We start from the raw sequence: 23,660 nt of genomic DNA on the forward strand, positions 1-23,660 counted from the left end.
TGTGCAACTGTCCTTGTGGATATTTCGGGGGGTATGCCGGAACCGCCCGTCAGTAGACGCGGACGCGATCCTCGGGGTCCAGCCACATGCCGTCGCCCGGTCGCGTGGCGAAAGCCTCGTGGAAGGCGTCGAGGTGACGGGCGAGGTTGGCGAAGACCTCGAACGGCGGGTGGACGTCGCCGTGCAGGCGCGCCCGTGCCGTCTCGGGGCGGTCGATCCCCCGCCGGCCGTAGGTCTTGGCGAGGAAGAAGCGCTGGGCGCCGGTGAATCCGTCGACGGGTGTGGCACGTTCGTCGGCCGTGGTCATGGACGCATAGGTGTCCCAGGCGATCTGGTAGCCGACGAGCTCGGCGACGACCTCGAACAACCCCGGCACGCCCTCCCGCCGGCGCTCGCCGAGCACTCGCAGCAGCTCGTCGATCGAGCGGGTGGCCGTCACGGCGGCGAGCTCGTCCTGCAGCGGGTCCGAGCCGAGGCGGTCCCGGGTCTCGAGGTCGGTCGCGGCGGCATACAGCCGGGCGACGGCACGCTCCTCGGGCGAGGAGGAGGCGGGGTCGGCGTCGCGGACGAGCTCCCGCAGCTGCCGGGCCACCTCGGCCCGCCGGGAGTCGGACAGCCCCCAGCGGGCGCGATCGGCGGGGATCGGGTCGGAGTCCGCCCATGGCCCGTTGACGTGCTCCCCACAGGTCGTCCTGCGGTCTGACGGTCGTGGACAGCTCGTCGAGGGGCAGGGTCATCGCGGGGCTCCCATGGTCGCGGCGGACGAGACGAGAGTAGCCCCGGCCCGTGGTGGGCCGGGGCTACCGGTGTCGTGGATCACTCGCGGGGCATCAGCCCGGGGGAGGTGTCCGGTAGCCGGGGCGCCCCGCCGTGGCGGCCGCCCTCAGCGCACCGCGGCCGATGGCTCCCGCCGCCCGGCTCAGCACGCCCGGACGCTCTCCGGAGACGCGCGGCGGCATCACGACGACCGGGCAGGCCGCCGCATAGACCAGCCGCTGCGCGAACGCGGTGCCCGTCGCTGGCAGCCCGCGCGGGGCGTCGACCACGAGCAGGTCCGCGTCCTCGGCCGCGTCGAGCAGCGCCTTGCGCTTGCCGCCCCGCACGAGGATCAGCCGGGCGCCGTGGTCAGGACCGAGCGCAGCCTCGACGTCCGCCTCGAGGGATCGCATCGCCTCGTCCTCGACGTCCTCGGCGACCGACATGCGGCCAGACGAGATGCCGGAGGGTGTGGCCTGCGGCGAGGGGACCTTCCAGGCGCGTATGGCGACCAGCTCGCCCCCGTGGGTCTCCGCCTGGTCCCGGGCCCAGGCCAGCGCGGCCGCGGACCCGGAGGTGGCGCTGACGCCGACGGCGACGGTGTACGGACGTTCGGTCATGGCAGCCTCCTCACACCGGGAGCTTCGTGGTCTCGTTGCCCTGCTCGTCATAGCTCGTGAGCGGAGGCGCGATCTCCTCGAGGGACTTGCCCTCGGCGTCGACGCCCCACCTCGCCGCCACGAAGGCGCCGAAGAGCATGATCACCGACGCGATCACGTAGCCCCAGAACATCGGGGTACGGTCCTTGCCCTCGCCGATGAGCCAGCCGTAGAACACCGGCCCGATGGCGCCGAACACCTGGGCGATCGCGAAGAAGTAGGAGATCGCCTGACCGCGCACCTCGAGGGGGAAGATCTCGGAGACGGTGAGGTAGCCGGCCGAGGCGCCCGCGGACGCGAAGAAGAACGCCAGGCACCAGAAGCCGGTGTGCACCCAGGCGTTGATCATGTCGCCCTGGAACAGCCAGGCCGAGATCAGCAGGACGATCGCGGCGAAGGAGTAGCAGCCCGCGATCATCTTGCGGCGTCCGACGGTGTCGAAGAGCGGACCCAGGAGCAGCGGGCCGAGCAGGTTGCCGACGGCGAAGGGGAAGAAGTAGATCGCCGCGCTGGCCGCCGACAGGCCGTAGAAGTTCTGCAGCACCAGGGAGTACGTGAAGAAGATCGCGTTGTAGAGGAAGGACTGCGTGATCATCAGCGTCGCGCCGAGGAAGGTGCGCGTCGGGTACATCGTGAAGAAGACGTAGCGCAGCTGCTTGACCGTGAGTCCCTCACGAGGCTTGATCCACATGCCCTGGTCCTCGGACAGGCGCGGCAGCTCCTTGCCCTGCGCCTCGACGTCGTGCTCGATGCCGGAGACGATCTTCTCGGCCTCGTCACCACGCCCGTGCGTGAGCATCCAGCGGGGGCTCTCGGGGATGTGGCGGCGCAGGTAGATGATGCCGAGGCCGAGGATCGGGCCGAGCATGAAGGCGATGCGCCAGCCGAGGTTGTCGTCGAAGCGGCCCTCGGCCAGGAAGTAGGCGCTCGCGGCGGCACCGAGGCCGGCGCCGAGCCAGTAGGTGCCGTTGATCGCCAGGTCGACGCGCCCGCGGTACCTGCCCGGGATGAGCTCGTCGACGGCCGAGTTGACCGCGGAGTACTCGCCACCGATGCCCGCCCCGGAGATGAACCGGCAGACCAGGAAGATCCACATGTTGGGGGAGATGGCCGCCAGCGCGGAGCCGGCCAGGTAGACGAACAGCGTCAGGACGAACAGCTTCTTGCGCCCGAGGGTGTCGGTGAGCCGCCCGAAGGTCAGGGCGCCGACGACCTCGCCGAGCAGGTAGATCGTGCCGGCGAGGCCGATCTGGGCCGGGGTCATCCCGAGCGACTTCTCGAAGCCTCCGGCAGCGACGATCTGGACCTCGAGGCCGTCGAGGATCCAGGCCGTGCCGAGCCCGAAGATGACCATCCAGTGGAAGCGCGACCAGGGCATCTTGTCCATGCGCGCCGGGATCATGCTGCGGACCGGCTTGTCCTCGGTGGATGCAGCAGCCGTCATGGGTGCCTCCTTCCGTTCAGCTCACAGGGGGAGTTCAGGTCGACGTGTATCGGCCCGTCCGGCAACCTACGCCTCCGACGGCAACTACGCAGGATGTAGCGACGAAAAGAGGGCGGGCCTCACCAGAATTCTCGTCATCGCCGCCCCGTCTGGTGGATGACAGTCATGGGCTCGACGTGGGTCTCGGTCGGGCCCGAGCCGTATGACGGGCCGCCGCTGGGTGCAACGGGAGTGGCCGTGCGCCGGTTGACATGGACCTCGGCTCCGCCGCATGCGGGCCGCTGTCTGTCGGCGGTGCCGAGAGCGTCGGCGACGACTGCTCACCTACGGTCCACAGCAGGGGCGCGAGCCCATCGATGAGGGCCAGGAAGAGGCCGACCAGTACATGTGCTACCACGCCCCCATCACGGTCAATCAGGCCCCGAAGCACCGCTAGAAGGACGAGGCCCCAGACGAGCAGCATCCAAGCCCTCGAGGCTCCAACTGCGGCAACCTGTTCCGGCTGGCTGAGGGCCAGTCGCGAACGCTGCCGCCGTGTTCTTCTCGCACGGCACAACCGTGACGACAGGACCCAGTGCCGTGCCCGTGCTCGCGCTCGCCGCCGTGATGTCACCTTCGCCGAAGACGCCCACCAGCTACGAGGCCCGACGGCGCCCCACGTGACCGCCATGGACACGCCGACCACGACACCGCCTCGGCCCAGGTCACAGCCCTGACCGACGACTTTTCCTCAGCCCTGTCACCGCGAGCAACCCGTAGAACTCACCCATCCACAAGTCTTGACGATTCCTCAGCAAGAGCTTCTCCGCGCCGGGGGCGTCACCCTCGAAGGCTCGTCGTCGCTATCGGACGGGCAACTACAACAGCAGCAGTGACCACTGCTCCTGAAGCTAGGAGGCCGATCTGAGTGCCCCAGACCTGCGCGAGGAGGGCGACGACACAGATCATCAGGGGTTGGGCCAATGACGCGGCTAGGAACCATGAAGAGGCCACTCGCGAGATGACGTCGGGAGGCGCCAGTTCCTGACGCGTGGCAGTCAGGGATGCGTTGAACATCGATGCCACGAGGAGGAGCGCAAAGAAGAAGAAGCATGACCATGCAACACCCAGTGGGAGGTAGGGAACGAGGGCGTACCCAAACACCCATGGTGCGCGCAGCAGATTGGTCAAACCCAGGAGCCGGAGGCGCCCAAGCCTGCGGGCGAGCCGGCCCACTAGCAGTGAGCCGATCACTCCACCGATAGATCCGACGGCGAGCACCAGCGCGTAGTTCCTGCCCGAGAAGCTGAGGTCTCGCAGGTACCAAACGCTGAGGAGGGGTGTCAGAGCCGCAGAGGCTCCCGCAAACAAGAACCATGACACGAGTTGCCGCCACATGAACGGCGACGATCGGATCCATCGAAACCCTTCGAACGCGGCCTGCCACGGGGACCCCTCCGTTCGGGTCCCGATAGCCGAGTCCGCTTTGCGGATCCTCCAGATGAGGGCGGCTGAGCCAAGAAACGTCAGCCCGTCCAGCACGAAGACCCAAGCGGGGCTGACGAGGGCGACAAGACCTGCCCCAAGAAAGGGGCCCACAGCCATGGACATCCACACAGAAGATTGCAGTCGACCGTTCGCCTCAACGAGTCCGGCCTTGCCCACAAGAAAGGGGAGGTAAGCCTGGGATGCCGAGTTGTATGCGATGCCACCGACTGCTGTCGCTGCTGCCACCACGACCAGGGTGGCCACGTTGGCGCGGCCGAACCACAAGAACACCGCCAGCCCCAGAGCGAAGAGGGACCGGAAGATATCCGCCTGCATCATCGACAGCCGCTTACGACGAAACTCGACCCAACTTCCAATGGGAAGCGCCACACAGAGCACTGTCGCAGCAGTGGCCAGGCTCACCACCGAGACACCCAGGATCCCCAGACCAAGGACCTTGACCGCAACGAGAGGCAGGGCCGCAGATGCTGCGGCAGTCCCGAGTTGGCTGATCGAGAGCGCAAACCACAACCGGCGGAAATCGCCAGAACCGACTCCACTTCCCCCAGACTCCTCCGGCAAGCGCACCTTTTCGTCGTTTTCCACCTGCTCTGTGCCCATCCTTAAAACCTCTTCACGGTTGGCTGGCGACGGCTGATGAACCGTCGTAAACGATCCACAAGGCGGGACTCCCCGCCCATGGACTCGCTGTCATGCCGATCCCCAAGGCCCCGTCCGGGCGCAACCTTCAACGGCCTCGGAAGATCCTACTTTCGCATCTATTCGGCGTCCCGACATGTTCAGTTGGCGTTGATATCTTCTCATTTGACGTCGGCGCCCTTCAGTTCCCTGGCCGGATTGAACTCGCTCAGGCGGAGCTTGCGAGAGTGATCTACCGGACACTGGCCTGCGAGCTCTTGCCCATTGAAATAGTCGTGCTGCCATTGAAACCGCCCCTCACGAGGACTAGTGCGATAGCGCCGCCGTTCCGCGCTCCAAGCCTCATAGGCTGCGAGATCAGGCATCTGTACAAGAGGCGCCACCGTGGCCGTGATCTGCTCTAGGTCCCCTCGCCGCACAGGACTAATGAAGCAAATCGGCTCATCCCGCTCGAAGACCACGCCGCCGGGCTTGCAGCGGGTGGCGGGTAGAAACCCACCTCTGCAAGTCGCTTCATTGCGTGCTGGCCGCCCTTGCCGTGAAGATCGGCGGCGCATGCCACCGTTTCGTCTACGTGCCAAAAGGCGCGGCCCATGACGGCCTTCGCTGGGTAGGTAGCTCCTTGGTGCTCAATGCGATGCTGGATGTTGTACTTACCGAATCCGTAAACATCTAGGAACGTGGCCTCAGATGAGGCCTGACACTCCTCGATGGACGTCAGAACCGCCTCGCGGGTGAGTTTGGGCAGCCGCACCTCTCAGAGCGTAGCGCAGCGTCACGCGCTGCGAGAGCTGTGGCCCGGGTACCGGCACACGGCCGGGAGGGAGAGGCGACGGCTCAGCGGGCGACCGACCGCTGGTAGGCGCGGATCGACAGCGGCACGAACACCAGCAGCAGACCCACGATCCAGGCGAGGGTGTAGACCTCCGCGTGCTGCAGCGCCCAGGTGTACTCGATCTGCTCGCGCAGCTGCTGCGCGCCCGCGCCACCGCCGGGGGCCAGGGCGAAGAGGTTGCCGAAGTTGTCGCGCGCGGCGTGCGTGATGGTGGAGACGGGGTTCCACCCGGCGATGGTGCGCAGGACGGCCGGCATGTTCTCGCTCGGCACGAAGGTGTTGGCGACGAAGGTCAGCGGGAAGATGATCATGAAGGTCGCGTTGTTGAAGATCTCCGGGGCGCGGACCTTGAGCCCGATGTAGGCCATGACCCAGCTGATCGCGTAGGCGAACGCCAGCATCAGCGCGTAGGCCAGCAGCGCGCGCAGCAGCCCGTCGCGGATCCGCCACCCGATCGCGAGACCGGTCAGCGTCATGATGATCAGCACGATGACGTTGTTGAGCAGGTCGCTGAAGGTGCGTCCGGTGAGCACCGCGCCGGGGTGCATGGGCAGCGTGCGGAAGCGGTCGATGACGCCCTTCTGCATGTCCTCGGCCATGCCGGAGCCGGTGATGGTGGCGCCGAAGATGATGGTCTGCGCAAAGATGCCGGCCATCAGGAACTCGCGGTAGCCCTGGCCGTTGCCGGATCCTGCGAGCGAACCGAAGACATAGCCGAACAGCAGGATGAACATGATCGGCTGCAGCGTCGTGAAGACGATCAGGTCGGGAACGCGCTTGATCTTGATCAGGTTTCGTCGGGCGATGGTGCTGGCGTCGGCGAGCAGCGTGCTCATCGGAGGTCTCCCTGCCCGGACGTGGCCGGCTCGGTGGCGATCGGGTCGGTGGCGGTGGGGTCTGCGTCCTCGGCCGGGCGGCCGGTCAGCGACAGGAAGGCGTCGTCGAGCGTGGGGCGCCGGACGCCGATGTCCTGCACCGTGATTCCCCGGTCGCCGAGCCGCTGGACGGCGTCGACGAGGGTGCGGGTCCCGCCTGCGGCGGGCAGCGTGAGCTCGCGGGTGTGCTCCTCCACCTTGACCTGCCCCTCACCCAGTCCTTCGAGGACCTCGCGAGCCAGCCGTATGTCGGAGGCGTCGGCCACTGTCACGTGCAGGCGGCCGCCGCCGACCTGGTCTTTGAGCTGGTCGGCGGTTCCCTCGGCGATGACCCGACCGTGGTCGACGACCAGGATGTTGTCGGCGAGGCGGTCGGCCTCCTCGAGGTACTGCGTCGTGAGGAGCACGGTCGTGCCCTCGCGGACCAGGTCACCGATGACGTCCCACATGTCGCCGCGGCTGCGCGGGTCCAGGCCGGTGGTGGGCTCGTCGAGGAAGATCACGGGCGGCCGCGCGACGAGGGCCCCGGCGAGGTCGAGGCGGCGACGCATCCCGCCGGAGTAGGTCTTGGCCGGGCGGTCGGCCGCCTCCTCGAGGCGGAAGTCCCGCAGCAGCTGGCGCGCCCGCTGCCGGGAGTCCTTGGCAGAGAGGTGGTAGAGGCGGCCCACCATCTCGAGGTTCTCGTAGCCCGTGAGGTACTCGTCGACGGCGGCGTACTGCCCGGAGACGCCGATGAGCCTGCGCACCGCCTGGGGGTCGTGGACGACGTCGGCGCCCGCGACGGTGGCCCTCCCGGAGTCCGGGCGGACGAGGGTGGTGAGCATGCGGACCGTGGTGGTCTTGCCGGCGCCGTTGGGGCCGAGCACGCCGAGGACGCTGCCCTCGGGCACTGTGAGCGAGATGCCGTCGGCCGCCCTGACGATCGATCCGGTGCGCCCCCTGCCGCTCCGGTAGTGCTTGACGAGGTGGTCAGCGATCACCGCTGGGGTGGATGACATGAGGCGAGCATGGCAGAGGTGTGGGTGCCATCCCAGGCCTCTGCGGTCAGGAGCTGTCCGCTGGTTGCTCTTGCTGCTGTTCGGTCGTTCGCTCGTCGTCGAGCTGCCAGGCGGCGAGTGCGGTGTGGTGGCCGGTGGATCGGGTGCCAAGGCGGCCGTCGAGGCGCTGGCCCTTGCCCTGCGCAAGGAGGTCGCGCCCCTCGGTCTCACGGCCACGGTGGTCGAGCCCGCGGGCCGGCGACGCAGGGAGCACGACACGGTGCTCGGGCCGAGCCGGGGGGCCGACCACGACGGACGGGTAGCCTCGATGTATGCACGACCACGCGCACGACACCTCCAACCGCGCGCGCCTGGCGATCGCCCTGGCCATCACGGCGACGATCCTGGTGGGGGAGCTGGTCGGCGCCGCCGTCACCGGGAGCCTGGCGCTGCTCGTGGACGCAGCGCACATGCTCACCGACACCATGGGGCTGGCCGTCGCGCTGGTGGCCGCCGCACTGATGGCCCGTCCGCCCTCGGCCCGTCGGACGTGGGGCTGGCAGCGGGCGGAGGTCCTCGCGGCCGGCGGGCAGGCGACGATCCTGCTCGGGGTCGGGGCCTACGCGATCGTCGAGGGCGTCCAGCGGCTGCTCGCGCCGCCCGAGATCCGGCCGCAGGCGCTCGTCGTGGTGGGCGTCGTCGGCCTGATCGGCAACCTCGTGGCGATGCTCGTGCTGAGCGGGAGCCGGGGCAGCAACCTCAACATGCGGGCCGCCTTCCTCGAGGTGGTCAACGACGCCCTGGGCTCGGTCGCCGTCATCGTCGCCGCGATCGTGATCGCCACGACCGGGTGGGCCAGGGCCGACGCCGTGGCGGGCCTGGCCGTCGCGGCCCTGATCGTCCCCCGCGCCGTCGTCCTGCTGCGCGAGTCCGGATCGATCCTGCTCGAGAGCGTGCCGTCCGGGCTGGACCTGGAGGAGGTGCGCCGGCACATCCTCGGGGTGGACCACGTCGTCGACGTGCACGACCTGCACGCCTCGGTCGTCGCCACCGGCCTGCCCGTCCTGTCCGCCCACGTGGTGCTCGCCGACGAGTGCTTCTCGGACGGGCACGCCCTGCGGATCCTGGACCACCTGCAGGAGTGCGTGGCCGGGCACTTCGCGGTCAGCGTGGAGCACTCGACCTTCCAGCTCGAGGCGGTGTCCCATCGCGACCACGAGGCGCACGTCCACGCCTGATCCGTCGCGCCCGGTGCCGCGAGTGGCGGCAGTGGGTCGGGATCAGCAGCAGCGGGCGTCGCCGGTGGTGGTGCCCAGGAAAGCGCGTGCCACGTCCAGGACCTCGGGCACGACGGCGTAGTGCGCCCAGCGACCGCGCTGCTCGCGCGTGATGATCCCCGCGCTGACGAGCCTCTTGAGGTGGTGGCTCAGGGTGGGCTGGCTGATCCCCAGCTCGTCCGGCAGGTGGCAGGCGCACACCGTGCCGCCCTGGGCCGCGGCGATGTAGCCCACCAGCCGCACGCGGGTCGGGTCGGCCAGCGCCCTGAACAGATCGGCCAGGCAGGCGGCGCGATCCGCGGGCATCAGGGTGGTGCTGCCCGCGGCGCAGCAGTCCGTCGAGGCGGTGGCCAAGGTCGTCATACGGCGATGGTATCCGCCATATTGACAACTATCAATGCGAGTGCCAGGCTCCAGATCGACGAACGTCGATGAGAGGAAGCCATGACCACCACCGACCGCGCGCCCGAGACCTCGGTCACGGCGCGGCTGTCCACCCTCGACCGATACCTGCCGGTGTGGATCGGCGTCGCCATGGTCGCCGGCCTCCTGCTCGGGCGCCTGGTGCCGGGTCTCGGCGACGCTCTCGCGTCAGTCGAGGTCGACGGGGTCTCGCTGCCGATCGCGATCGGCCTGCTCGTGATGATGTACCCGGTGCTGGCCAAGGTCCGCTACGACCGCCTCGACACCGTGACGCGCGACGGACGCATGCTCGGCTCCAGCCTCGTCCTCAACTGGATCGTCGGGCCCGCGCTGATGTTCGCCCTCGCGTGGACCTTCCTGCCCGACCTGCCGGAGTACCGCACCGGCCTGATCATCGTCGGGCTCGCCCGCTGCATCGCCATGGTGATCATCTGGAACGACCTGGCCTGCGGCGACCGCGAGGCCGCGGCCGTCCTGGTCGCCCTCAACTCGATCTTCCAGGTCATCGCGTTCGCGGCCCTCGGCTGGTTCTACCTGTCGGTGCTGCCCGGCTGGCTCGGGCTCGAGCAGTCCGCCCTGGACGTGTCCCCGTGGGAGATCGCCACGAGCGTGCTGATCTTCCTCGGCATCCCGCTGCTGGCGGGCTACCTGTCCCGCCGCCTCGGCGAGAAGCGCTGGGGCCGTGCGGCCTACGAGCGCTCCTTCCTCCCGCGGATCGGGCCCTGGGCGCTCTACGGGCTGCTCTTCACGATCGTCATCCTCTTCGCCCTGCAGGGGGAGCAGATCACCAACCGGCCGATGGACGTCGCGCGCATCGCGCTGCCCCTGCTCGTCTACTTCGCCCTGATGTGGGGCGTGTCCTACGTCCTCGGGCGGGTGCTCGGCATGGGCTACGAGGGCACGACGACCCTGGCGTTCACGGCCGCGGGCAACAACTTCGAGCTGGCCATCGCCGTCGCCATCGCGACCTTCGGCGTGACCTCGGGGCAGGCCCTCGCCGGCGTCGTCGGGCCGTTGATCGAGGTGCCCGTGCTCGTCGGCCTGGTCTACGTGAGCCTCTGGCTGCGCCGCCGCTTCCCGCACGCTGCTGACACCCCTCGCTGACACCCATCGCTGACCCAGGAGCCACCGATGCCCGAGATCTACGTCTACGAGCCCGCCCTCTGCTGCAACACGGGCGTCTGCGGCCCCGACCTCGACCACGCCCCGGTGACCTTCACCGCCGACCTCGACCACGTCGTCCAGGCTGGTAGCGCGGCCCAGCGGCACAACCTCGCCAACGACCCCCAGGCCTTCGCGCAGGACGAGACCGTCCGGTCCTTCCTGCAGGTCGCCGGGTCCGAGGGCCTGCCGCTCACGACCGTCGACGGGGTCACCGTCCTCACCGGGCGCTATCCCACGCGGGAGGAGCTCCTGCGGTATGCCAGGCAGGCGGCCGCCGCGTCGCCGCGTCCCGACCTCGGGCTCACCGCCGCCACCACCGGCGAGGGGCGCGGCCCGGGCTGCTGCAGCGGCGACACCGGGTGCTGCTGATGTCCGAGCCGACCTTCCTGCAGGACCTGCCGCGGTTCGTCTTCTTCACGGGCAAGGGCGGTGTCGGCAAGACCTCGTTGGCCTGCGCCACCGCGGTCCACCTCGCCGAGCAGGGCCGCCGCGTCCTGCTGACCAGCACCGACCCCGCGTCCAACGTCGGCCAGGTCTTTGGCCTCACCATCGGCAACCGGATCACGCCGGTCCCGGAGGTGCCCGGCCTGGCCGCCCTCGAGATCGACCCAGAGCAGGCGGCCGAGGCCTATCGCGAACGGATCGTCGCCCCCGTCCGCGGGCTGCTGCCCGAGCGCGAGATCGCCTCGATGACCGAGCAGCTGTCCGGGTCCTGCACGACCGAGGTCGCGTCCTTCGACGAGTTCACGGCGCTGCTCGCCGACGAGGCCGCGACCGCGTCCTACGACCACGTCCTGTTCGACACCGCCCCCACCGGGCACACCATCCGCCTCCTGCAGCTGCCGGGGGAATGGACCGAGTTCCTCGACCGCGGCAAGGGCGACGCCTCCTGCCTGGGCCCGCTCGCCGGGCTGGACAAGCAGCGCAGCGCCTACCGCGCCGCCGTCGACGTCCTGCGCGACCAGGACCTCACCCGGCTGGTGCTCGTCGCCCGACCCCAGGCGTCCAGCCTCGCCGAGGTCGGCCGCACCCGGGAAGAGCTCGCCGACGTCGGCCTGACCCGCCCGCACCTCGTCGTCAACGCCGTCCTGCCCGACACCGGAAGCGACGACCCGCTGGCCGCCGCGATCCGCGGTCGCGAGCAGGCCGCCGTCGCCGCGATCCCCGGCTTCCTCCGCGACCTGCCCCGCACCACCGTGCCGCTCGCGCCGGTCAACGCGGTTGGCGTGCAGGCGCTGCGTCTGCTGCTCGGCGGGGACCGGGTCGAGTCGCCGACCCCGGAGCGGGGCAGCCGGCCGGCATACGGCTCCCTCGGCGAGATGGTCGACCAGCTCGCCGCCGACCGGGACCACGGCCTGATCATGTGCATGGGCAAGGGTGGCGTCGGCAAGACCACCGTCGCCGCCGCCGTCGCGGTGGCCCTCGCGCGGCGCGGGCACGACGTGCACCTGACCACCACCGACCCCGCCGCCCACCTCGCCGAGACCCTCGCCGGCGACGTCGAACACCTCACCGTCTCGCGCATCGACCCGCACGAGGCGGTCGCCGACTACCGGGCGCGGGTGCTCGCAACCCAGGGCAAGGGGCTCGACGCGGCCGGCATCGCGCTGCTCGAGGAGGACCTGCGTTCGCCGTGCACCGAGGAGATCGCCGTCTTCCAGAAGTTCTCCAAGGCGGTGGCGGCATCACGGCGGCAGTTCGTCGTGATGGACACCGCCCCGACCGGGCACACCCTCCTGCTGCTCGACGCCACCGGGTCCTACCACCGCCAGATGGCGCGCCAGATGGGAGAGACCACGCACTACACCACCCCGCTGATGCGCCTGCAGGACGCCGAGCAGACCCAGGTCCTCCTCGTCACCCTCCCCGAGACCACCCCCGTCCTGGAGGCCACTGGACTGCAGGGCGACCTGCGGCGTGCGGGAATCGAACCCTGGGCCTGGGTGGTCAACGGCAGCTTGTCAGCCGCCGCCCCGACCGACCGGCTGCTCGCCGCCCGCGCCGCCGCCGAGACGGAGCCCCTTGCCGCCGTGGCCGAGCGCGCGGGCCGGGTGGCCGTCATACCTCTCCTCCCCGACGAGCCCGTCGGCGCCGACGCCCTGTCCGCACTCACGACCGTCGCCGCGCCAGTCCACTGAACCAGCCCGCCTGCCCCATCACCCACCCACAGGAGCAGCCATGAGCACACCCTCCGTCCTGTTCGTCTGCGTCAAGAACGGCGGCAAGTCCCAGATGGCCGCCGCCCTCGCCCGGCAGCTGGCCGGCGACGCCGTCACCGTCCACTCCGCCGGGACCAGGCCCGGCTCCGACCTCAACGCGGCTTCGCGTGCCAGCGTCGAGGAGGTGGGCGCCTCGATGGAGGGGGAGCACCCCAAGCCCATCGACCCGGCCCTGCTCGACAGCGTCGACCGGGTGGTCGTGATCGGCCGGGAGGCCGTCATCGAGCGGCCGGGCCGCGCCCCGATCGAGGTGTGGGAGACCGACGAGCCGTCCGCGCGGGGGATCGAGGGTGGTGAGCGCATGGCGCTGATCCGCGCCGACATCACCGGACGCGTCGTCGACCTGGTCATGCAGCTGACGGGCCAGCCGGCGGCGCACGGCGACCGCTACCGCAAGGTCGTCTCCGACCTGACGCACCGGTTCGACGGCGTCTTCACCCCTGACGAGGTGCTCGCGGCGGTGCGGGCGGCCCACGCCTCGCTCGCCGCCCGAAGCACCGTCCCGAACTACCTCCCGGTCCTCGTCGAGCGCTTCGCCAAGGAGCAGCTCGTCGCGCACGCGCAGGCCACCGGCGCCCATGCCAAGCCGCACCCCGAGCTGCTCTTCGTCTGCGTGCACAACGCCGGCCGCTCGCAGATCGCGGCCGCGCTCGCCAAGCACCTGTCGGGCGGCCGGGTCAACGTCCGGTCGGCGGGGTCCCAGCCGGTCGGCGAGATCAACCAGGTGGCGCTGCAGGTTCTCGCCGAGCGCGGTGTCCCCGTGCCCGACGTCTATCCAAAGCCACTCACCAACGACGTGCTGCTCGCCGCCGACGTGATCGTCACCATGGGCTGCGGCGACGAGTGTCCCTACCACCCCGGCCGCCGCTACGAGGACTGGCCCGTCGCCGACCCCGAGGGCGCCGACCTGCCGACCGTCCGCGCCATCACCGACGACATCCAGATCCGCGTCACCCAGCTCCTGGGTGAGCTGCTCAACGACGACTGACCTGCACCGCACGACGCCCCTCGACCCCTCGACCCCTCGACCCAGGAGCCCCGATGAACGACCGCCGACCGTCCGTCATGTTCGTGTGCGTCCACAACGCCGGCCGCTCCCAGATGGGCGCGGCCTACACCCACCACCTGTCCGGCGGGGCCGTCGAGGTGCGTTCGGCGGGCTCGGCCCCCGCCGACGCCGTCAACCCCGCCGTGCGCGAGGCGATGCTCGAGGAGGGCATCGACATCTCCGCCGAGAGGCCCAAGATCCTCTCTCCCGAGGCGGTGCAGGCCTCTGACGTCGTGATCACGATGGGCTGCGGGGACGCCTGCCCCTACTACCCCGGGACGCGCTACGAGGACTGGGAGCTCGCCGACCCCGCCGGTCAGGGCGTCGAGGCCGTGCGACCCATCCGGAACGACATACGGCGCCGGGTGACCGAGCTCCTCGGCGAGCTGGGGGTTGAGGTGCAGCCGCTCGGGCACTGACAACGCCCCTCGTGCCGGCCGAGGTCGCCTAGGGTTCGGTGCATGAACTCTGGTCGACTCCCTGTAGGGGCAGGGTTGCTCGCACGGTCGGCGCTCGCGGCACTGATGACCGCGGCGGTCTCGGCCTGCGGGGTGCAGGTCCCCACCGATCCCGGACGCACCCTGGACCGGGTCCGGTCCGAGCGGGTGCTGCGCGTCGGGGCGACCCACGCGCCGCCGCGCGTCGTCGTCACCGACCCCGACGGGACCCCGAGCGGGCCCGAGGCCGAGCTGGCCCAGCGGTATGCCGAGCACCTCGACGCCCGCGTCGAGTGGACCACCGACAGCGAGGCCGCCCTCGTCGAGGACCTGTCCGACGGAGAGGTCGACCTCGTGGTGGCCGGGCTCGACGCCACCAGCCCCTGGGCCGCCGAGGTCGGACTGACCCGGCCCTATGCCGAGTCCACGGACCCCGGCGGCCAGACCCGGCAGCACGTCCTGGCCGTCCCGGCAGGGGAGAACGCCCTCCTGTCCGACCTCGAGCGCTGGCTCGACAGCTCGGCGGGAGGGGCGTCGTGAGCCGCTCGTCGACGACGAGGTTCGGCGGGACGACGCTGCCGGAGGAGCAGCGCGACGCCCTGCACCGCGCGACCCGCCTCGAGTGGATCACCATCGCCTACATGGTGACCTGCGTGGCCGCCGTCTACCTCGTCATGGGTTCGTCCCAGGCGATGAAGGCCGCCTGGATCGAGGACCTGCTCGCGTTCGTGCCGCCCATCGCCTTCCTGATCGCTCGGAAGCAGGTCGGCAAGAGCCCCTCGCCCGAGTACCCCTACGGCCGCCACCGCGCCGTCGCCAGCGGCCACCTCGCCGCCTCGGTGGCGCTGCTGCTCGTCGGCGCGATGCTGCTGTGGGACTCCGTCACCGGGCTGGTCAAGGCGGAGCACCCACCGATCGGCACCCTCCAGCTGCTCGGGCACACCGTCTGGGCGGGCTGGGTGATGATCGCGGTCATGGCCTACACCCTCGTCGGGCCGATCATCATCGCGCGACGCAAGATGCCGCTGGCCGAGGCGCTCCACGACCGGATCCTCTACGCCGACGCCGACATGCAGAAGGCCGACTGGATGACCGCGGCCGGGTCGATCGCCGGAATCGTCGGCATCGGCCTGGGCTGGTGGTGGGCGGACGCGGCGGTGGCCAGCGCCATCGCCCTGTCCATCGTCAAGGACGGGTGGTCCAACCTCAGGTATGCCGGACGCAACCTCATGGACGGGCGGGCCAGGACCTACGACTCCGCCCACACCCACCCCCTGGTCGCGGAGGTCGACGCGGTCCTGCGGGGATGCGGGTGGGTCTCGGACGCGCGCAGCCGGGTCCGCGACATGGGCCACGTGCTGCACGTCGAGTCCTTCGTGGTGCCACGCGGATCCGCGGCGCTGACGGCGGACGTCGAGGCGGCGGCGGCCGCCATACGAGCCCTGGACTGGAAGCTGGACGACGTGGTGATCATGCCGGTGAGCCGGATCGGTGACCTGCCGGACCCGCTCGCGGACCGCGCGTGACGGGACGAGTCGGAGGATGAGCATGGACGTGCGGATCGGCACCTCGGGGTGGACCTACAAGCTCTGGCGCGGGACCTTCTACCCCGACGGGCTGCGGATCGCCGACCAGCTCGACTACTACGCCGAGCGGTTCGACACCGTCGAGCTCAACGGCTCGCACTACCGCTGGCCCGCCGACACCACCGTCGAGGGCTGGCGCGACCGGCTGCCGGCGGGCTTCGAGATGACGGTCAAGGCGTCGCGCTACCTGTCGCACTACCGCAAGCTCAAGGACCCCGAGGACTGGGTCGAGCGCATCACACACACCCACGACCTGCTCGGTGACAAGGCCGGCCCGCTCGTCGTGCAGCTCCCCGCCGACCTGCACCGCGACGACGACCGGCTCTCGACCTTCCTCGGGATGCTGCCCGAGCGGGTGCGCGTCGCCGTCGAGCCGCAGCACGAGTCCTGGCTCGACGACGGGGTGTTCGACCTGCTCGACCGGCACGGCGCGGGCTTCGTGGTGTCGGTGATCGCGGGGCGCGACCCGGTGCTGCGCGCGACCGGGCGGCTGGCCTACGTGCGGTTCCACAACAGCGATCCGGAATGGCGCTACGGCGGGTCCTTCGACGACGAGGCCCTCACGCGGTGGGTGGGGCACCTGCGGGGTCTCACGGCGGGCGGCCGACCTGCCTACTGCTACTTCAACAACGACAACTACGGGTATGCCGCGTTCAACGGCCTCCGCCTCAAGGAGCTGGTCGCCGGCGAGCAGGCCTAGCTACGCCGCCACCTCGTCCGGCGAGATGATCGAGCACGTGGAGATCGGGGCTACTTCTGTTGGCTATGACCACCAGAAGTAGCCCCGATCCTTGGTGCCGTCGTGGTGGGTCCGGAGTCAGGCGCGGGCCAGCCAGGCGGCCAGTCCCACGCCGGCCACCGCGACGAGCCAGCGCATGACCCGCTCGGGGATCAGCTGCTGCGCGGCGGGGCCGAGGTTGCCACCCACCAGGCAGCCGAGGCCGAGCGCCAGGGCTGCCCACCAGCTCACCGGCCCGAAGGCGATGAACAGCACCGCGGCCACGATGTTGGTGGCGGCGAGCAGCACGGACTTGAGGATCATCGACCGCCCGAACGCGTCGCTGGAGGCGAGCAGCGCGAGAGCGAGGTAGATCGTGCCGGCACCGGCGCCGAAGTACCCGCCATACGTGCTCACCACGAGGACCCCGGCGAGGTAGACCCAGCGGGGTGCGGACCGGTCTCCCTGCAGGCGTCGCAGGCGCGGGGAGACCAGGACCATGAGCGACGCCAGCAGGATGAGCCACGGCACGACGAGCTGGAAGGAGCCTTCGCCGCCGACCAGCAGCACCGCGGCGCCGATCCCGCCGCCGAGGGCCGCGAGGCCGAGCTGCAGCAGCAGGTCCCGTCGTCCGCCGGCGAGCAGCGTGGGCATCGCGCGGGTGGCCGCACCGGCGCCGATCCCGATCAGGCCGAGGGTCTGGCTGACGTTGGCGGCGACGGGCGACAGCCCCGCCGCGAGCATGGCGGGATAGGACACGAGCGAGGCCATGCCGGTCAGGTAGCCCACGAATCCCGTTGCCACCCCGGCCAGCACGAGCAGGGCGAAGGTCGTCAGCTCCACCGCGTCGCCGCCGGTCCCACGAGGGCGGGCGCGTGGCCGGGATCCGTCATGTGCTGCAGGGTAGCCCCGCGGCTGGCCGTGGTCGGGATGGGCGGTCCGGCGCTCAGGTGCGCAGGAGCGTGCTCAGCGCCTGGACCGCCTCGCACCCGCAGCCGACGACGTGGGGGAAGGGCACGCGCACGTCGTGCACGCCGCCCTCCTGCTCGACACGCATGACGACGCCGCGGGTGTCGGCGAGGACGGGGCGCACCCTGGCGTCGGGGCCGAGGGGGAGGTGGCGCGAGACGAGCGCCCGCACGAGCTCGCGGTGGCCCTCGTCGAGGTGGGCCATCCACCGGTCCTCCCACCCGCCGAGCGGGTCGATGCGCGCCGCGACGTAGTCCTCCGGCTCGACGACCTGATAGGTCGGTCGGCCGTCCGTGGTCTCGATCCGCCACTCGAGGCTCACGCGGGTGGGCGTCAGGCGTCCCACCGGCGTCCCGTCGGTCACCCCGAGGTGCTCGGCCAGGTCGTCCCGGATCGGTCCGGGATGCACGTCGACCGTCCCCGTCATGCGGACGATGCCCCGCACCCGATCGGCCCGGTGCGCGCAGGAGACGTCGACCGCGACCAGGTCCAGGACGGGCAGGTCGGCCCCGGGGGCGACGCGCAGCGCGCAGCGGGGTGGGACCTCGCCGAGCGAGAAGAGCACGGCGCCGGAGCGTTCGAGGGCGTGGCGGCGCAGCAGCACCCGGTGGTCGAGCACGCCGAGCTCGACGTGCGTCGAGGTGGCCATCACGGTCTTGGCGCGGCGGTCGGCGTCGATCACGGGGGCCTCCTCCATCCGTTCGTCCGTCAGCGGGATTCAACTTAGGCAACCCTAACTTAATCAGAGGCGGTGAGAACCCTAACTACCCATTGACGTTTGCTGGTTACCGAACTAGCGTCATGACATCACTGGTTAAGGGAGAGGGAAGAGGAGCCATGAGCATCAGCATCGGAAACGTGTGCGTGGACACGAACGACCTGCCGGGCAGCACCGCCTTCTGGCGGGCGGTGACCGGCTACCAGGTCGCGTCCTCGGACGAGAGCACCACCTATCTCGAGGACCCGGGCAAGGGCGGCGTGGGTCTGTCCCTGCAGCTCGTGCCCGAGCCGCGAGCAGGCAAGAACCGGCTGCACCTCGACCTGTTCACCGGGGACCTGGCCGGCGAGGTCGACCGGATCCGCGACCTCGGGGCCGCCGAGGTCCGAAGGTTCGACGACGACGGGTGGGTCGTCCTGGCCGACCCCGACGGCAACCAGTTCTGCGTGGTCGCCTCGTAGTCGCGGTGCGCCACCCCGCCTGAGGTCGACCGCGTGGTCGACCCTGCGATCCCTCCCTGGGCTCGTGGTCCGCGACGCCACGCTCCGGGTCGCGTCGCTCCGGGGCGCACTGTGGTTCTTCGCCTTCTGCGCGGTGTGGGCGGGGTTGTCGGTCGCGTTGTCGGCGGCACCGTACGGGTACTCGGCCGGACGCATCGGGTTGTACGCCCTGGCCGGGCTGTCGGGAATCCTGGTCACTCCGGTCGCCGGCGCCTTGACCGACCGGATCGGCGCCGGCCGCGTCGTGGCGCTGGGTCTGACGCTGGCCGGCGTGGCTGCGGCCACGGCGAGCGTCAGCCTGGGCAGCACCCCCGTGCTGCTGGTCTGCCTGGCGGTGTTCGACGCAGGCCTGTTCGCCGCTCAGGTGGCCAACCAGAGCGCCGTGCTCGGCATCGATCCGGTGGCGCCGGCCCGCTTCAACAGCGCCTACATGCTCGTGTACTTCGTCGGGGGCAGCGTCGGGACGGCCTACGGCGCCGCCGCGGTCGACGCGATCGGGTGGCCGGCGACGGCCTTGACGTCGGCCGGGCTCGTCGCGGTGGCCCTGGCCCTCACGGTCATCACGCCGGGCACCAGACCCGGACAGGCGTCGAGGAGCCGTCGTCCCGCGCCGACCAACCTCGATAGGCGGTTAGAATTCACGGATGGAATCGCCCGCCACCCCCCACCCGCTGAGCCTGATCGAGGAGTTCATCAACACGCGAGGGCCGGACGCGGACGAGCTCAGCACCCGCCAGCAGCTCCAGGCGTGGCTGGCCGGACGCGAACTCGCCCCCGCCGGGGCCACGGTCGACGAGGCGGAGCTCGCCCGGGCGACCTCCGTCCGTGAGGGCCTGCGGGCACTGATCGCTGAGAACAACGCCCCGCCCGTGGACAGTCCTCACCCCGACGGGCTGGACCCCCACGCGCGGAGCGACCTCGCGGGGTTCGTCGCGGAGCTGCCACTCGTGCTGGACATCGGTGGGCCCGCACCACGGCTCGCCCCCCGGGCCGGTCTGTCGGCCGTCGACGCGGCCCTGGCCACCCTGGTCGCCGCCGTGCCGGCAGCCGTCGCGGACGGCACGTGGACGCGACTGAAGGCCTGCCGCGAGCCGAGCTGCCGCTGGGCGTTCTACGACCACTCGCGCAACCGCTCGCGGTCGTGGTGCTCGATGGGGCTGTGCGGCAACCGTGCCAAGGGACGCGCGTTCTACCACCGCAACCAGTGATCTCGCGCGTCCTAGGCTGGCGGCGTGGACGACGGCGCGACCCCGCTGGTGCGGACGCTCCTGGCGCTCGAGGCGATCCAGGACCGGCCGGGGGTGACCGCTGCCCAGCTGGCCGACCGGCTCGGCGTCACCGAGCGGGCGGTGCGGCGCTATGTCCTGACGCTGCGCGAGGCGGGTGTGCCGGTCGAGTCCTCCAGGGGGCCGTATGGCGGCTACCGGTTGGGGCGCGGCGCCCGGCTCCCTCCCGTCGTGTTCACCGAGGACGAGGCGATCGCCCTGGTCACGGCGGTCCTGTCGGCCACGGCGGGGCAGCGGCAGGGGACCGACATCCGGCGCGAGGCGCTGGACAAGGTCATCCGTGCGCTCCCGGCCAGGACCCGGCAGCAGGCAGCCGTCGTGCGCGACACCGCCAGCGGGGCGGGACGTCCGGACCCGCTGCCGGAGCCGACCGTCACCAGCGCGCTGGTCGCCGCCATCGCCGAGGGGCGCCGGGTGGAGCTCGACTACCGCAGCGAGTCGGGCCGTACCCACACCTGGCTCGTCGACCCGTGGGCGCTCGTGGTGCGCCACGGCCGGTGGTACCTCCTCGGCCACTCCCACCACGCCCAGGCGACGCGCACGCTGCGCGCCGACCGGGTGGCGCGGGTGACCGTGACGTCCGAGTCCTGCTCCGCCCCAGCCGATCTCGATCCCGTGGCCGCGCTCGAGGAGGCGCTCGGGGCGGGCTGGGAGCTGACGACCCACGTGCGCTTCGAGGCCCCCGTCGAGGAGATCGCCCGCTGGGTCGGCGCCGTCTCCGGCACGCTGACCGCGGTCGAGGGCGGCTGCGAGCTGCGCGGCTCGACCAGCAACGCCGAGATGTATGTCGTCGAGCGCCTCGCCCAGGTCCCGCACCCGTGGCGCATCCTCGGTGGCCCCGAGCTGCGGCAGGCCGCCCGCGACGTGGCCGCCCGCCTCGCCGCGGCTGCGGACTGAGGCGGGCGGGACGGCATACGCGCTGGTGGGGTCAGAGGCCGACCATCGACATCCCGGCCTCGTCGTAGCGCTCCCCGGCGACGCCGACGCGCTCCGCGAGCCCGTCGAGGTTGGCGACGTCGTCTGCGGACAGGGCGACGGCGGTGGAGCCGGCGTTCTCGTCGATGCGCTCGCGGCGACGAGTCCCGGGGATCGGCACGATGAAGGGGTGCTGCGCGAGCAGCCAGGCGAGCGCCACCTGACCCGGCGTGGCACCGCGCTGCTCCGCAAGGGCCTTGACGTGGTCGACGAGGGCCTGATTGGCCGCGAGGTTCTCGGCCGCGAACCGCGGCACGCGAGCGCGGATCTCACCCTCGCCGAAGGTCGAGTCGGCCGAGACCGTGCCCGTCAGGAAGCCCTTGCCGAGGGGGCTGAACGGCACGAACCCGATGCCCAGCTCGGCGCACGCGGGCAGGACGGCGGGCTCGGGATCGCGCGTCCAGAGGGAGTACTCGCTCTGGACGGCGGTGACGGGGTGCACGGCGTGCGCGCGGCGGATGGTGTCGGCGCCGGCCTCGGACAGGCCGAAGTGCTTGACCTTGCCCTCCTGGACGAGCTCGGCGACGGTGCCCGCGACCTCCTCGATGGGGACGTCCGGGTCGACGCGGTGCTGGTAGAAGAGGTCGATCGCCTCGACGCCGAGGCGCCGCAGGGAACCCTCCGCCACGCGGCGGATCTGCGCGGGGCTGGAGTCGGTGCCCTTCATCTGGCCGTCCTCGATGCGCCAGCCGAACTTCGTGGCCACGACGACCTGGTCGCGGATCGGCGCGATGGCGTCGCCGACCAGCTCCTCGTTGACGTAGGGGCCGTAGACCTCGGCCGTGTCGATGAAGGTGACGCCGTGCTCGACGGCGTAGCGCAGCACGGCGATCATCTCGTCGCGGTCACCCGGGTTGGGGCCGTAGCTCATGGACATGCCCATGGCGCCGAGGCCGATGGCCGACACCTCGAGTGCCTGCCCCAAGGTCCTGGTGTGCATGGCGATCCTCCTGCTCGTCGACGGGTTCGGATGTGTCCATCACACACCGATCGAGAGGGGCAGGGGGAGTCCCTGGTGGGAGGGGGTACTCCCAGGCCTGCCTGGGGTCGCGTCAGTGGCCCGCGCCGAGGTGGCCGGACAGCTGGGCATGACGGGTCGCCGAGGCGGCGTCGAGACCGACGATCTCCACGCGCTTGCCCTTGGCGGCGTACTTCGCCTCGATGGCGTCCAGGGCGGCGACGGTGGAGGCGTCCCAGACGTGGGACCCGGACAGGTCGACGACGACGTGCTCCGGGTCGCCGGCATAGTCGAACTGGTAGACGAGGTCGTTGCTCGAGGCGAAGAACAGCTCGCCGTGGACCCGGTAGACCCGGGTGTCGATCGTGCCGTCTGCGTCCTCGTCGGGCTCTGCCACCCGCTCGACCGTGCAGAAGTGCGCGACGCGGCGCGCGAACACGACGAACGCCGTGTTGACGCCGGCGATCACGCCGTAGGCCAGGTTGTGGGTGGCGACCGTGACGACGACGGTGACGAGCATGACGATCGTCTCGCTCCACGGCATGCGGCGCAGCGTGGACGGGGCGACGCTGTGCCAGTCGAAGGTCGCGACCGAGACCATGATCATCACCGCGACGAGCACCGCCATCGGGATCCGGGCGACGGCGGGGCCGGCCCCCACGACCAGGCCGAGCAGGAAGAGCCCGGCGAGGAAGGTCGAGATCCGGGTGCGGGCGCCGGAGGCCTTCACGTTGATCATGGTCTGGCCGATCATGGCGCAGCCGCCCATCCCGCCGAAGAGCGCGGTGACGATGTTGGCGACGCCCTGCCCCCAGCTCTCGCGGGTCTTGCTCGAGTGGGTGTCGGTGATGCCGTCGACGAGCTTGGCCGTCATCAGCGACTCGAGGAGCCCGACGAGAGCCATGGCGAGCGCGAACGGCCCGATGACCTGCAGGGTTTCCAGGGTGAGCGGGACGTTCGGCAGGAGCAGGGTCGGCAGCGAGTCCGGCAGCTCGCCCTGGTCGCCGACGGTGGGCATGCGCCACCCGGTCACCTGCACGAGGGCGGTGATCAGCACGATGGCGACCAGGGGCGCCGGGACCGCGGTCGTGACGCGAGGCAGGAGCACCAGCACCGCGATGCCGAGGGCGACGAGGGGGTAGACGATCGGGGGGATGGAGGGGCCGACCAGGTGGGGGAGCTGGGCCAGGAAGATCAGGATCGCCAGGGCGTTGACGAAGCCGACCATCACCATGCGGGGGATGAAGCGCATGAGCCTGGCGACGCCGAGCAGGCTGAGGACGATCTGCAGCACCCCGGCGAGCAGCACCGTGGCCAGGAAGTAGTCGATCCCGTGATCCCTGGCGACCGGGGCGATCACCAGGGCGACGGCGCCCGTCGCGGCGGAGATCATCGCCGGACGGCCACCGACGATCGCGATGGTGCAGGCCATCGTGAACGACGCGAACAGCCCCATGCGGGGGTCGACGCCCGCGATGATCGAGAACGAGATGGCCTCGGGGATGAGCGCCAGGGCGACGACGAGCCCGGCCAGCACCTCGGTCTTGAGCCGCCGGGGGTCGCGCAGCGCGGCGAGCGTCGAGGTGTCTCGGTCGCCGGCGTCGGGGACGAGGGGGAAGCCCCGTTCGCCGCCCCGGGTCTCGGCGGCGCTGGGGGTGGTGCTGGCCAAGGATGGCTCCGTCCATGAAAAGGGCCGCAGCGTGAAGCCA

24 protein-coding genes and 2 pseudogenes are annotated in these 23,660 nt (G+C 70.9%); 13 read left to right on the plus strand and 13 right to left on the minus strand.

Translation table 11 applies throughout. The annotated features are described in order from the left end of the window. Positions 1–49 precede the first annotated feature (49 nt). From B4E97_RS12445 to B4E97_RS12475, 8 genes and pseudogenes are all read right to left on the minus strand, one after another. The gene (locus B4E97_RS12445; protein ID WP_286960181.1) at positions 50–376 is read right to left on the minus strand and encodes a M13-type metalloendopeptidase; all 327 of its coding nucleotides are present in this window, start codon (positions 374–376) and stop codon (positions 50–52) included. Beyond that, a pseudogene (locus B4E97_RS12450) lies at positions 368–667 on the minus strand (hypothetical protein); the annotation flags it as partial. The gene B4E97_RS12445 and the pseudogene B4E97_RS12450, both read right to left, overlap by 9 nt. A gap of 163 nt (positions 668–830) precedes the next feature. Then, positions 831–1,376 carry a universal stress protein gene (locus B4E97_RS12455; protein ID WP_019285033.1) on the minus strand — a complete coding sequence of 182 codons (546 nt, stop codon included), beginning with the start codon at positions 1,374–1,376 and terminating at the stop codon, positions 831–833. A 10-nt stretch (positions 1,377–1,386) separates the two neighbouring features. Further along, positions 1,387–2,859, minus strand: a complete 1,473-nt coding sequence (locus tag B4E97_RS12460) for an MFS transporter (RefSeq protein ID WP_286960084.1) — start codon at positions 2,857–2,859, stop codon at positions 1,387–1,389. Positions 2,860–3,678: 819 nt separating this feature from the next. Further along, a complete protein-coding gene (locus B4E97_RS12465; RefSeq protein WP_286960086.1) occupies positions 3,679–4,947 on the minus strand; it encodes an MFS transporter in 1,269 nt (422 codons plus the stop codon). A 200-nt stretch (positions 4,948–5,147) separates the two neighbouring features. Further along, complete coding sequence (locus tag B4E97_RS19165; RefSeq protein ID WP_414632798.1) at positions 5,148–5,543, minus strand: DUF6065 family protein; 396 nt, start codon at positions 5,541–5,543, stop codon at positions 5,148–5,150. Between the two features lie 280 nt (positions 5,544–5,823). Beyond that, positions 5,824–6,657: an ABC transporter permease gene (locus tag B4E97_RS12470; protein WP_286960087.1), complete on the minus strand. Its 834-nt coding sequence runs from the start codon at positions 6,655–6,657 to the stop codon at positions 5,824–5,826. Then, positions 6,654–7,694, minus strand: coding sequence for an ATP-binding cassette domain-containing protein (locus tag B4E97_RS12475; RefSeq protein WP_286960088.1), 1,041 nt, complete (start codon positions 7,692–7,694; stop codon positions 6,654–6,656). Before B4E97_RS12475 ends, B4E97_RS12470 begins: the two co-directional genes overlap by 4 nt. 311 nt (positions 7,695–8,005) lie before the next feature. On the opposite strand from B4E97_RS12475, the gene B4E97_RS12480 reads away from it, so the two are divergent. Further along, entirely contained in the window at positions 8,006–8,911 is a 906-nt protein-coding gene (locus B4E97_RS12480) for a cation diffusion facilitator family transporter (RefSeq protein WP_286955554.1), read from the plus strand. Between the two features lie 42 nt (positions 8,912–8,953). Here B4E97_RS12480 and B4E97_RS12485 read toward each other — a convergent pair whose 3' ends face one another. After that, positions 8,954–9,313 carry an ArsR/SmtB family transcription factor gene (locus B4E97_RS12485; RefSeq protein WP_376783705.1) on the minus strand — a complete coding sequence of 120 codons (360 nt, stop codon included), beginning with the start codon at positions 9,311–9,313 and terminating at the stop codon, positions 8,954–8,956. Between the two features lie 81 nt (positions 9,314–9,394). Between B4E97_RS12485 and arsB the strand changes: the two genes are divergently transcribed. Genes arsB through B4E97_RS12525 form a run of 8 tightly spaced genes read left to right on the plus strand, consistent with a single transcriptional unit; the run spans position 9,395 to position 16,527 of the window. Continuing rightward, positions 9,395–10,477 carry an ACR3 family arsenite efflux transporter gene (gene arsB / locus B4E97_RS12490; RefSeq protein WP_286960089.1) on the plus strand — a complete coding sequence of 361 codons (1,083 nt, stop codon included), beginning with the start codon at positions 9,395–9,397 and terminating at the stop codon, positions 10,475–10,477. 27 nt (positions 10,478–10,504) lie between these two features. Continuing rightward, positions 10,505–10,906: an arsenite efflux transporter metallochaperone ArsD gene (gene arsD / locus B4E97_RS12495; RefSeq protein WP_286960091.1), complete on the plus strand. Its 402-nt coding sequence runs from the start codon at positions 10,505–10,507 to the stop codon at positions 10,904–10,906. Next, positions 10,906–12,675, plus strand: a complete 1,770-nt coding sequence (gene arsA, locus B4E97_RS12500) for an arsenical pump-driving ATPase (RefSeq protein WP_286960092.1) — start codon at positions 10,906–10,908, stop codon at positions 12,673–12,675. The genes arsD and arsA overlap by 1 nt, the downstream gene beginning before the upstream one ends. A 40-nt stretch (positions 12,676–12,715) precedes the next feature. Next, positions 12,716–13,744: a low molecular weight phosphatase family protein gene (locus B4E97_RS12505; RefSeq protein ID WP_286955550.1), complete on the plus strand. Its 1,029-nt coding sequence runs from the start codon at positions 12,716–12,718 to the stop codon at positions 13,742–13,744. Positions 13,745–13,797: 53 nt separating this feature from the next. Next, entirely contained in the window at positions 13,798–14,223 is a 426-nt protein-coding gene (locus B4E97_RS12510) for an arsenate reductase ArsC (protein ID WP_286955549.1), read from the plus strand. Positions 14,224–14,265: 42 nt separating this feature from the next. Further along, entirely contained in the window at positions 14,266–14,781 is a 516-nt protein-coding gene (locus B4E97_RS12515) for a transporter substrate-binding domain-containing protein (RefSeq protein WP_286960094.1), read from the plus strand. Next, complete coding sequence (locus tag B4E97_RS12520) at positions 14,778–15,767, plus strand: cation transporter (RefSeq protein ID WP_286955548.1); 990 nt, start codon at positions 14,778–14,780, stop codon at positions 15,765–15,767. The genes B4E97_RS12515 and B4E97_RS12520 overlap by 4 nt, the downstream gene beginning before the upstream one ends. A gap of 22 nt (positions 15,768–15,789) precedes the next feature. After that, positions 15,790–16,527, plus strand: coding sequence for a DUF72 domain-containing protein (locus B4E97_RS12525; protein WP_286960095.1), 738 nt, complete (start codon positions 15,790–15,792; stop codon positions 16,525–16,527). Between the two features lie 117 nt (positions 16,528–16,644). Here the strand turns inward: B4E97_RS12525 and B4E97_RS12530 are convergent, their stop codons facing one another. Together B4E97_RS12530 and B4E97_RS12535 are read right to left on the minus strand one after the other, a co-directional pair. After that, entirely contained in the window at positions 16,645–17,388 is a 744-nt protein-coding gene (locus B4E97_RS12530; protein WP_239265938.1) for a sulfite exporter TauE/SafE family protein, read from the minus strand. A 103-nt stretch (positions 17,389–17,491) separates the two neighbouring features. Beyond that, positions 17,492–18,196: a DUF2470 domain-containing protein gene (locus B4E97_RS12535; RefSeq protein WP_286960096.1), complete on the minus strand. Its 705-nt coding sequence runs from the start codon at positions 18,194–18,196 to the stop codon at positions 17,492–17,494. Positions 18,197–18,351: 155 nt separating this feature from the next. On the opposite strand from B4E97_RS12535, the gene B4E97_RS12540 reads away from it, so the two are divergent. The 4 genes and pseudogenes from B4E97_RS12540 to B4E97_RS12555 all read left to right on the plus strand — a co-directional run bounded on the left by B4E97_RS12540 (position 18,352) and on the right by B4E97_RS12555 (position 20,915). Then, positions 18,352–18,693 (plus strand): VOC family protein, encoded by a 342-nt coding sequence (locus B4E97_RS12540; protein ID WP_286960097.1) that lies wholly within the window; start codon positions 18,352–18,354, stop codon positions 18,691–18,693. A gap of 64 nt (positions 18,694–18,757) precedes the next feature. Then, a pseudogene (locus B4E97_RS12545) lies at positions 18,758–19,333 on the plus strand (MFS transporter); the annotation flags it as partial. A gap of 43 nt (positions 19,334–19,376) precedes the next feature. Then, complete coding sequence (locus B4E97_RS12550) at positions 19,377–19,940, plus strand: CGNR zinc finger domain-containing protein (protein ID WP_286960098.1); 564 nt, start codon at positions 19,377–19,379, stop codon at positions 19,938–19,940. A gap of 24 nt (positions 19,941–19,964) precedes the next feature. Continuing rightward, positions 19,965–20,915, plus strand: a complete 951-nt coding sequence (locus B4E97_RS12555) for a helix-turn-helix transcriptional regulator (RefSeq protein WP_286960099.1) — start codon at positions 19,965–19,967, stop codon at positions 20,913–20,915. Positions 20,916–20,946: 31 nt separating this feature from the next. On the opposite strand, the gene B4E97_RS12560 is transcribed toward B4E97_RS12555, so the two are convergent. Beyond that, positions 20,947–21,933, minus strand: a complete 987-nt coding sequence (locus B4E97_RS12560) for an aldo/keto reductase (RefSeq protein WP_286960100.1) — start codon at positions 21,931–21,933, stop codon at positions 20,947–20,949. Positions 21,934–22,045: 112 nt separating this feature from the next. Next, the gene (locus tag B4E97_RS12565; protein WP_286960184.1) at positions 22,046–23,518 is read right to left on the minus strand and encodes a SulP family inorganic anion transporter; all 1,473 of its coding nucleotides are present in this window, start codon (positions 23,516–23,518) and stop codon (positions 22,046–22,048) included. Positions 23,519–23,660: the final 142 nt, after the last annotated feature.

This window comes from Arsenicicoccus sp. UBA7492 (genome assembly GCF_002479615.1).
Lineage (GTDB): Bacteria > Actinomycetota > Actinomycetes > Actinomycetales > Dermatophilaceae > Arsenicicoccus > Arsenicicoccus bolidensis.

Coding starts and splice junctions, on each gene's coding strand:
- B4E97_RS12460 (WP_286960084.1), bottom strand. CDS start 2,859: ATGACGGCTGCTGCATCCACCGAGGACAAGCCGGTCCGCAGCATGATC.
- arsB (WP_286960089.1), top strand. CDS start 9,395: ATGACCACCACCGACCGCGCGCCCGAGACCTCGGTCACGGCGCGGCTG.
- B4E97_RS19165 (WP_414632798.1), bottom strand. CDS start 5,543: ATGCGCCGCCGATCTTCACGGCAAGGGCGGCCAGCACGCAATGAAGCG.
- arsD (WP_286960091.1), top strand. CDS start 10,505: ATGCCCGAGATCTACGTCTACGAGCCCGCCCTCTGCTGCAACACGGGC.
- B4E97_RS12510 (WP_286955549.1), top strand. CDS start 13,798: ATGAACGACCGCCGACCGTCCGTCATGTTCGTGTGCGTCCACAACGCC.
- B4E97_RS12515 (WP_286960094.1), top strand. CDS start 14,266: ATGAACTCTGGTCGACTCCCTGTAGGGGCAGGGTTGCTCGCACGGTCG.
- B4E97_RS12550 (WP_286960098.1), top strand. CDS start 19,377: ATGGAATCGCCCGCCACCCCCCACCCGCTGAGCCTGATCGAGGAGTTC.
- B4E97_RS12465 (WP_286960086.1), bottom strand. CDS start 4,947: ATGGGCACAGAGCAGGTGGAAAACGACGAAAAGGTGCGCTTGCCGGAG.
- arsA (WP_286960092.1), top strand. CDS start 10,906: ATGTCCGAGCCGACCTTCCTGCAGGACCTGCCGCGGTTCGTCTTCTTC.
- B4E97_RS12505 (WP_286955550.1), top strand. CDS start 12,716: ATGAGCACACCCTCCGTCCTGTTCGTCTGCGTCAAGAACGGCGGCAAG.
- B4E97_RS12480 (WP_286955554.1), top strand. CDS start 8,006: ATGCACGACCACGCGCACGACACCTCCAACCGCGCGCGCCTGGCGATC.
- B4E97_RS12540 (WP_286960097.1), top strand. CDS start 18,352: ATGAGCATCAGCATCGGAAACGTGTGCGTGGACACGAACGACCTGCCG.
- B4E97_RS12470 (WP_286960087.1), bottom strand. CDS start 6,657: ATGAGCACGCTGCTCGCCGACGCCAGCACCATCGCCCGACGAAACCTG.
- B4E97_RS12475 (WP_286960088.1), bottom strand. CDS start 7,694: ATGTCATCCACCCCAGCGGTGATCGCTGACCACCTCGTCAAGCACTAC.
- B4E97_RS12525 (WP_286960095.1), top strand. CDS start 15,790: ATGGACGTGCGGATCGGCACCTCGGGGTGGACCTACAAGCTCTGGCGC.
- B4E97_RS12455 (WP_019285033.1), bottom strand. CDS start 1,376: ATGACCGAACGTCCGTACACCGTCGCCGTCGGCGTCAGCGCCACCTCC.
- B4E97_RS12560 (WP_286960100.1), bottom strand. CDS start 21,933: ATGCACACCAGGACCTTGGGGCAGGCACTCGAGGTGTCGGCCATCGGC.
- B4E97_RS12485 (WP_376783705.1), bottom strand. CDS start 9,313: ATGACGACCTTGGCCACCGCCTCGACGGACTGCTGCGCCGCGGGCAGC.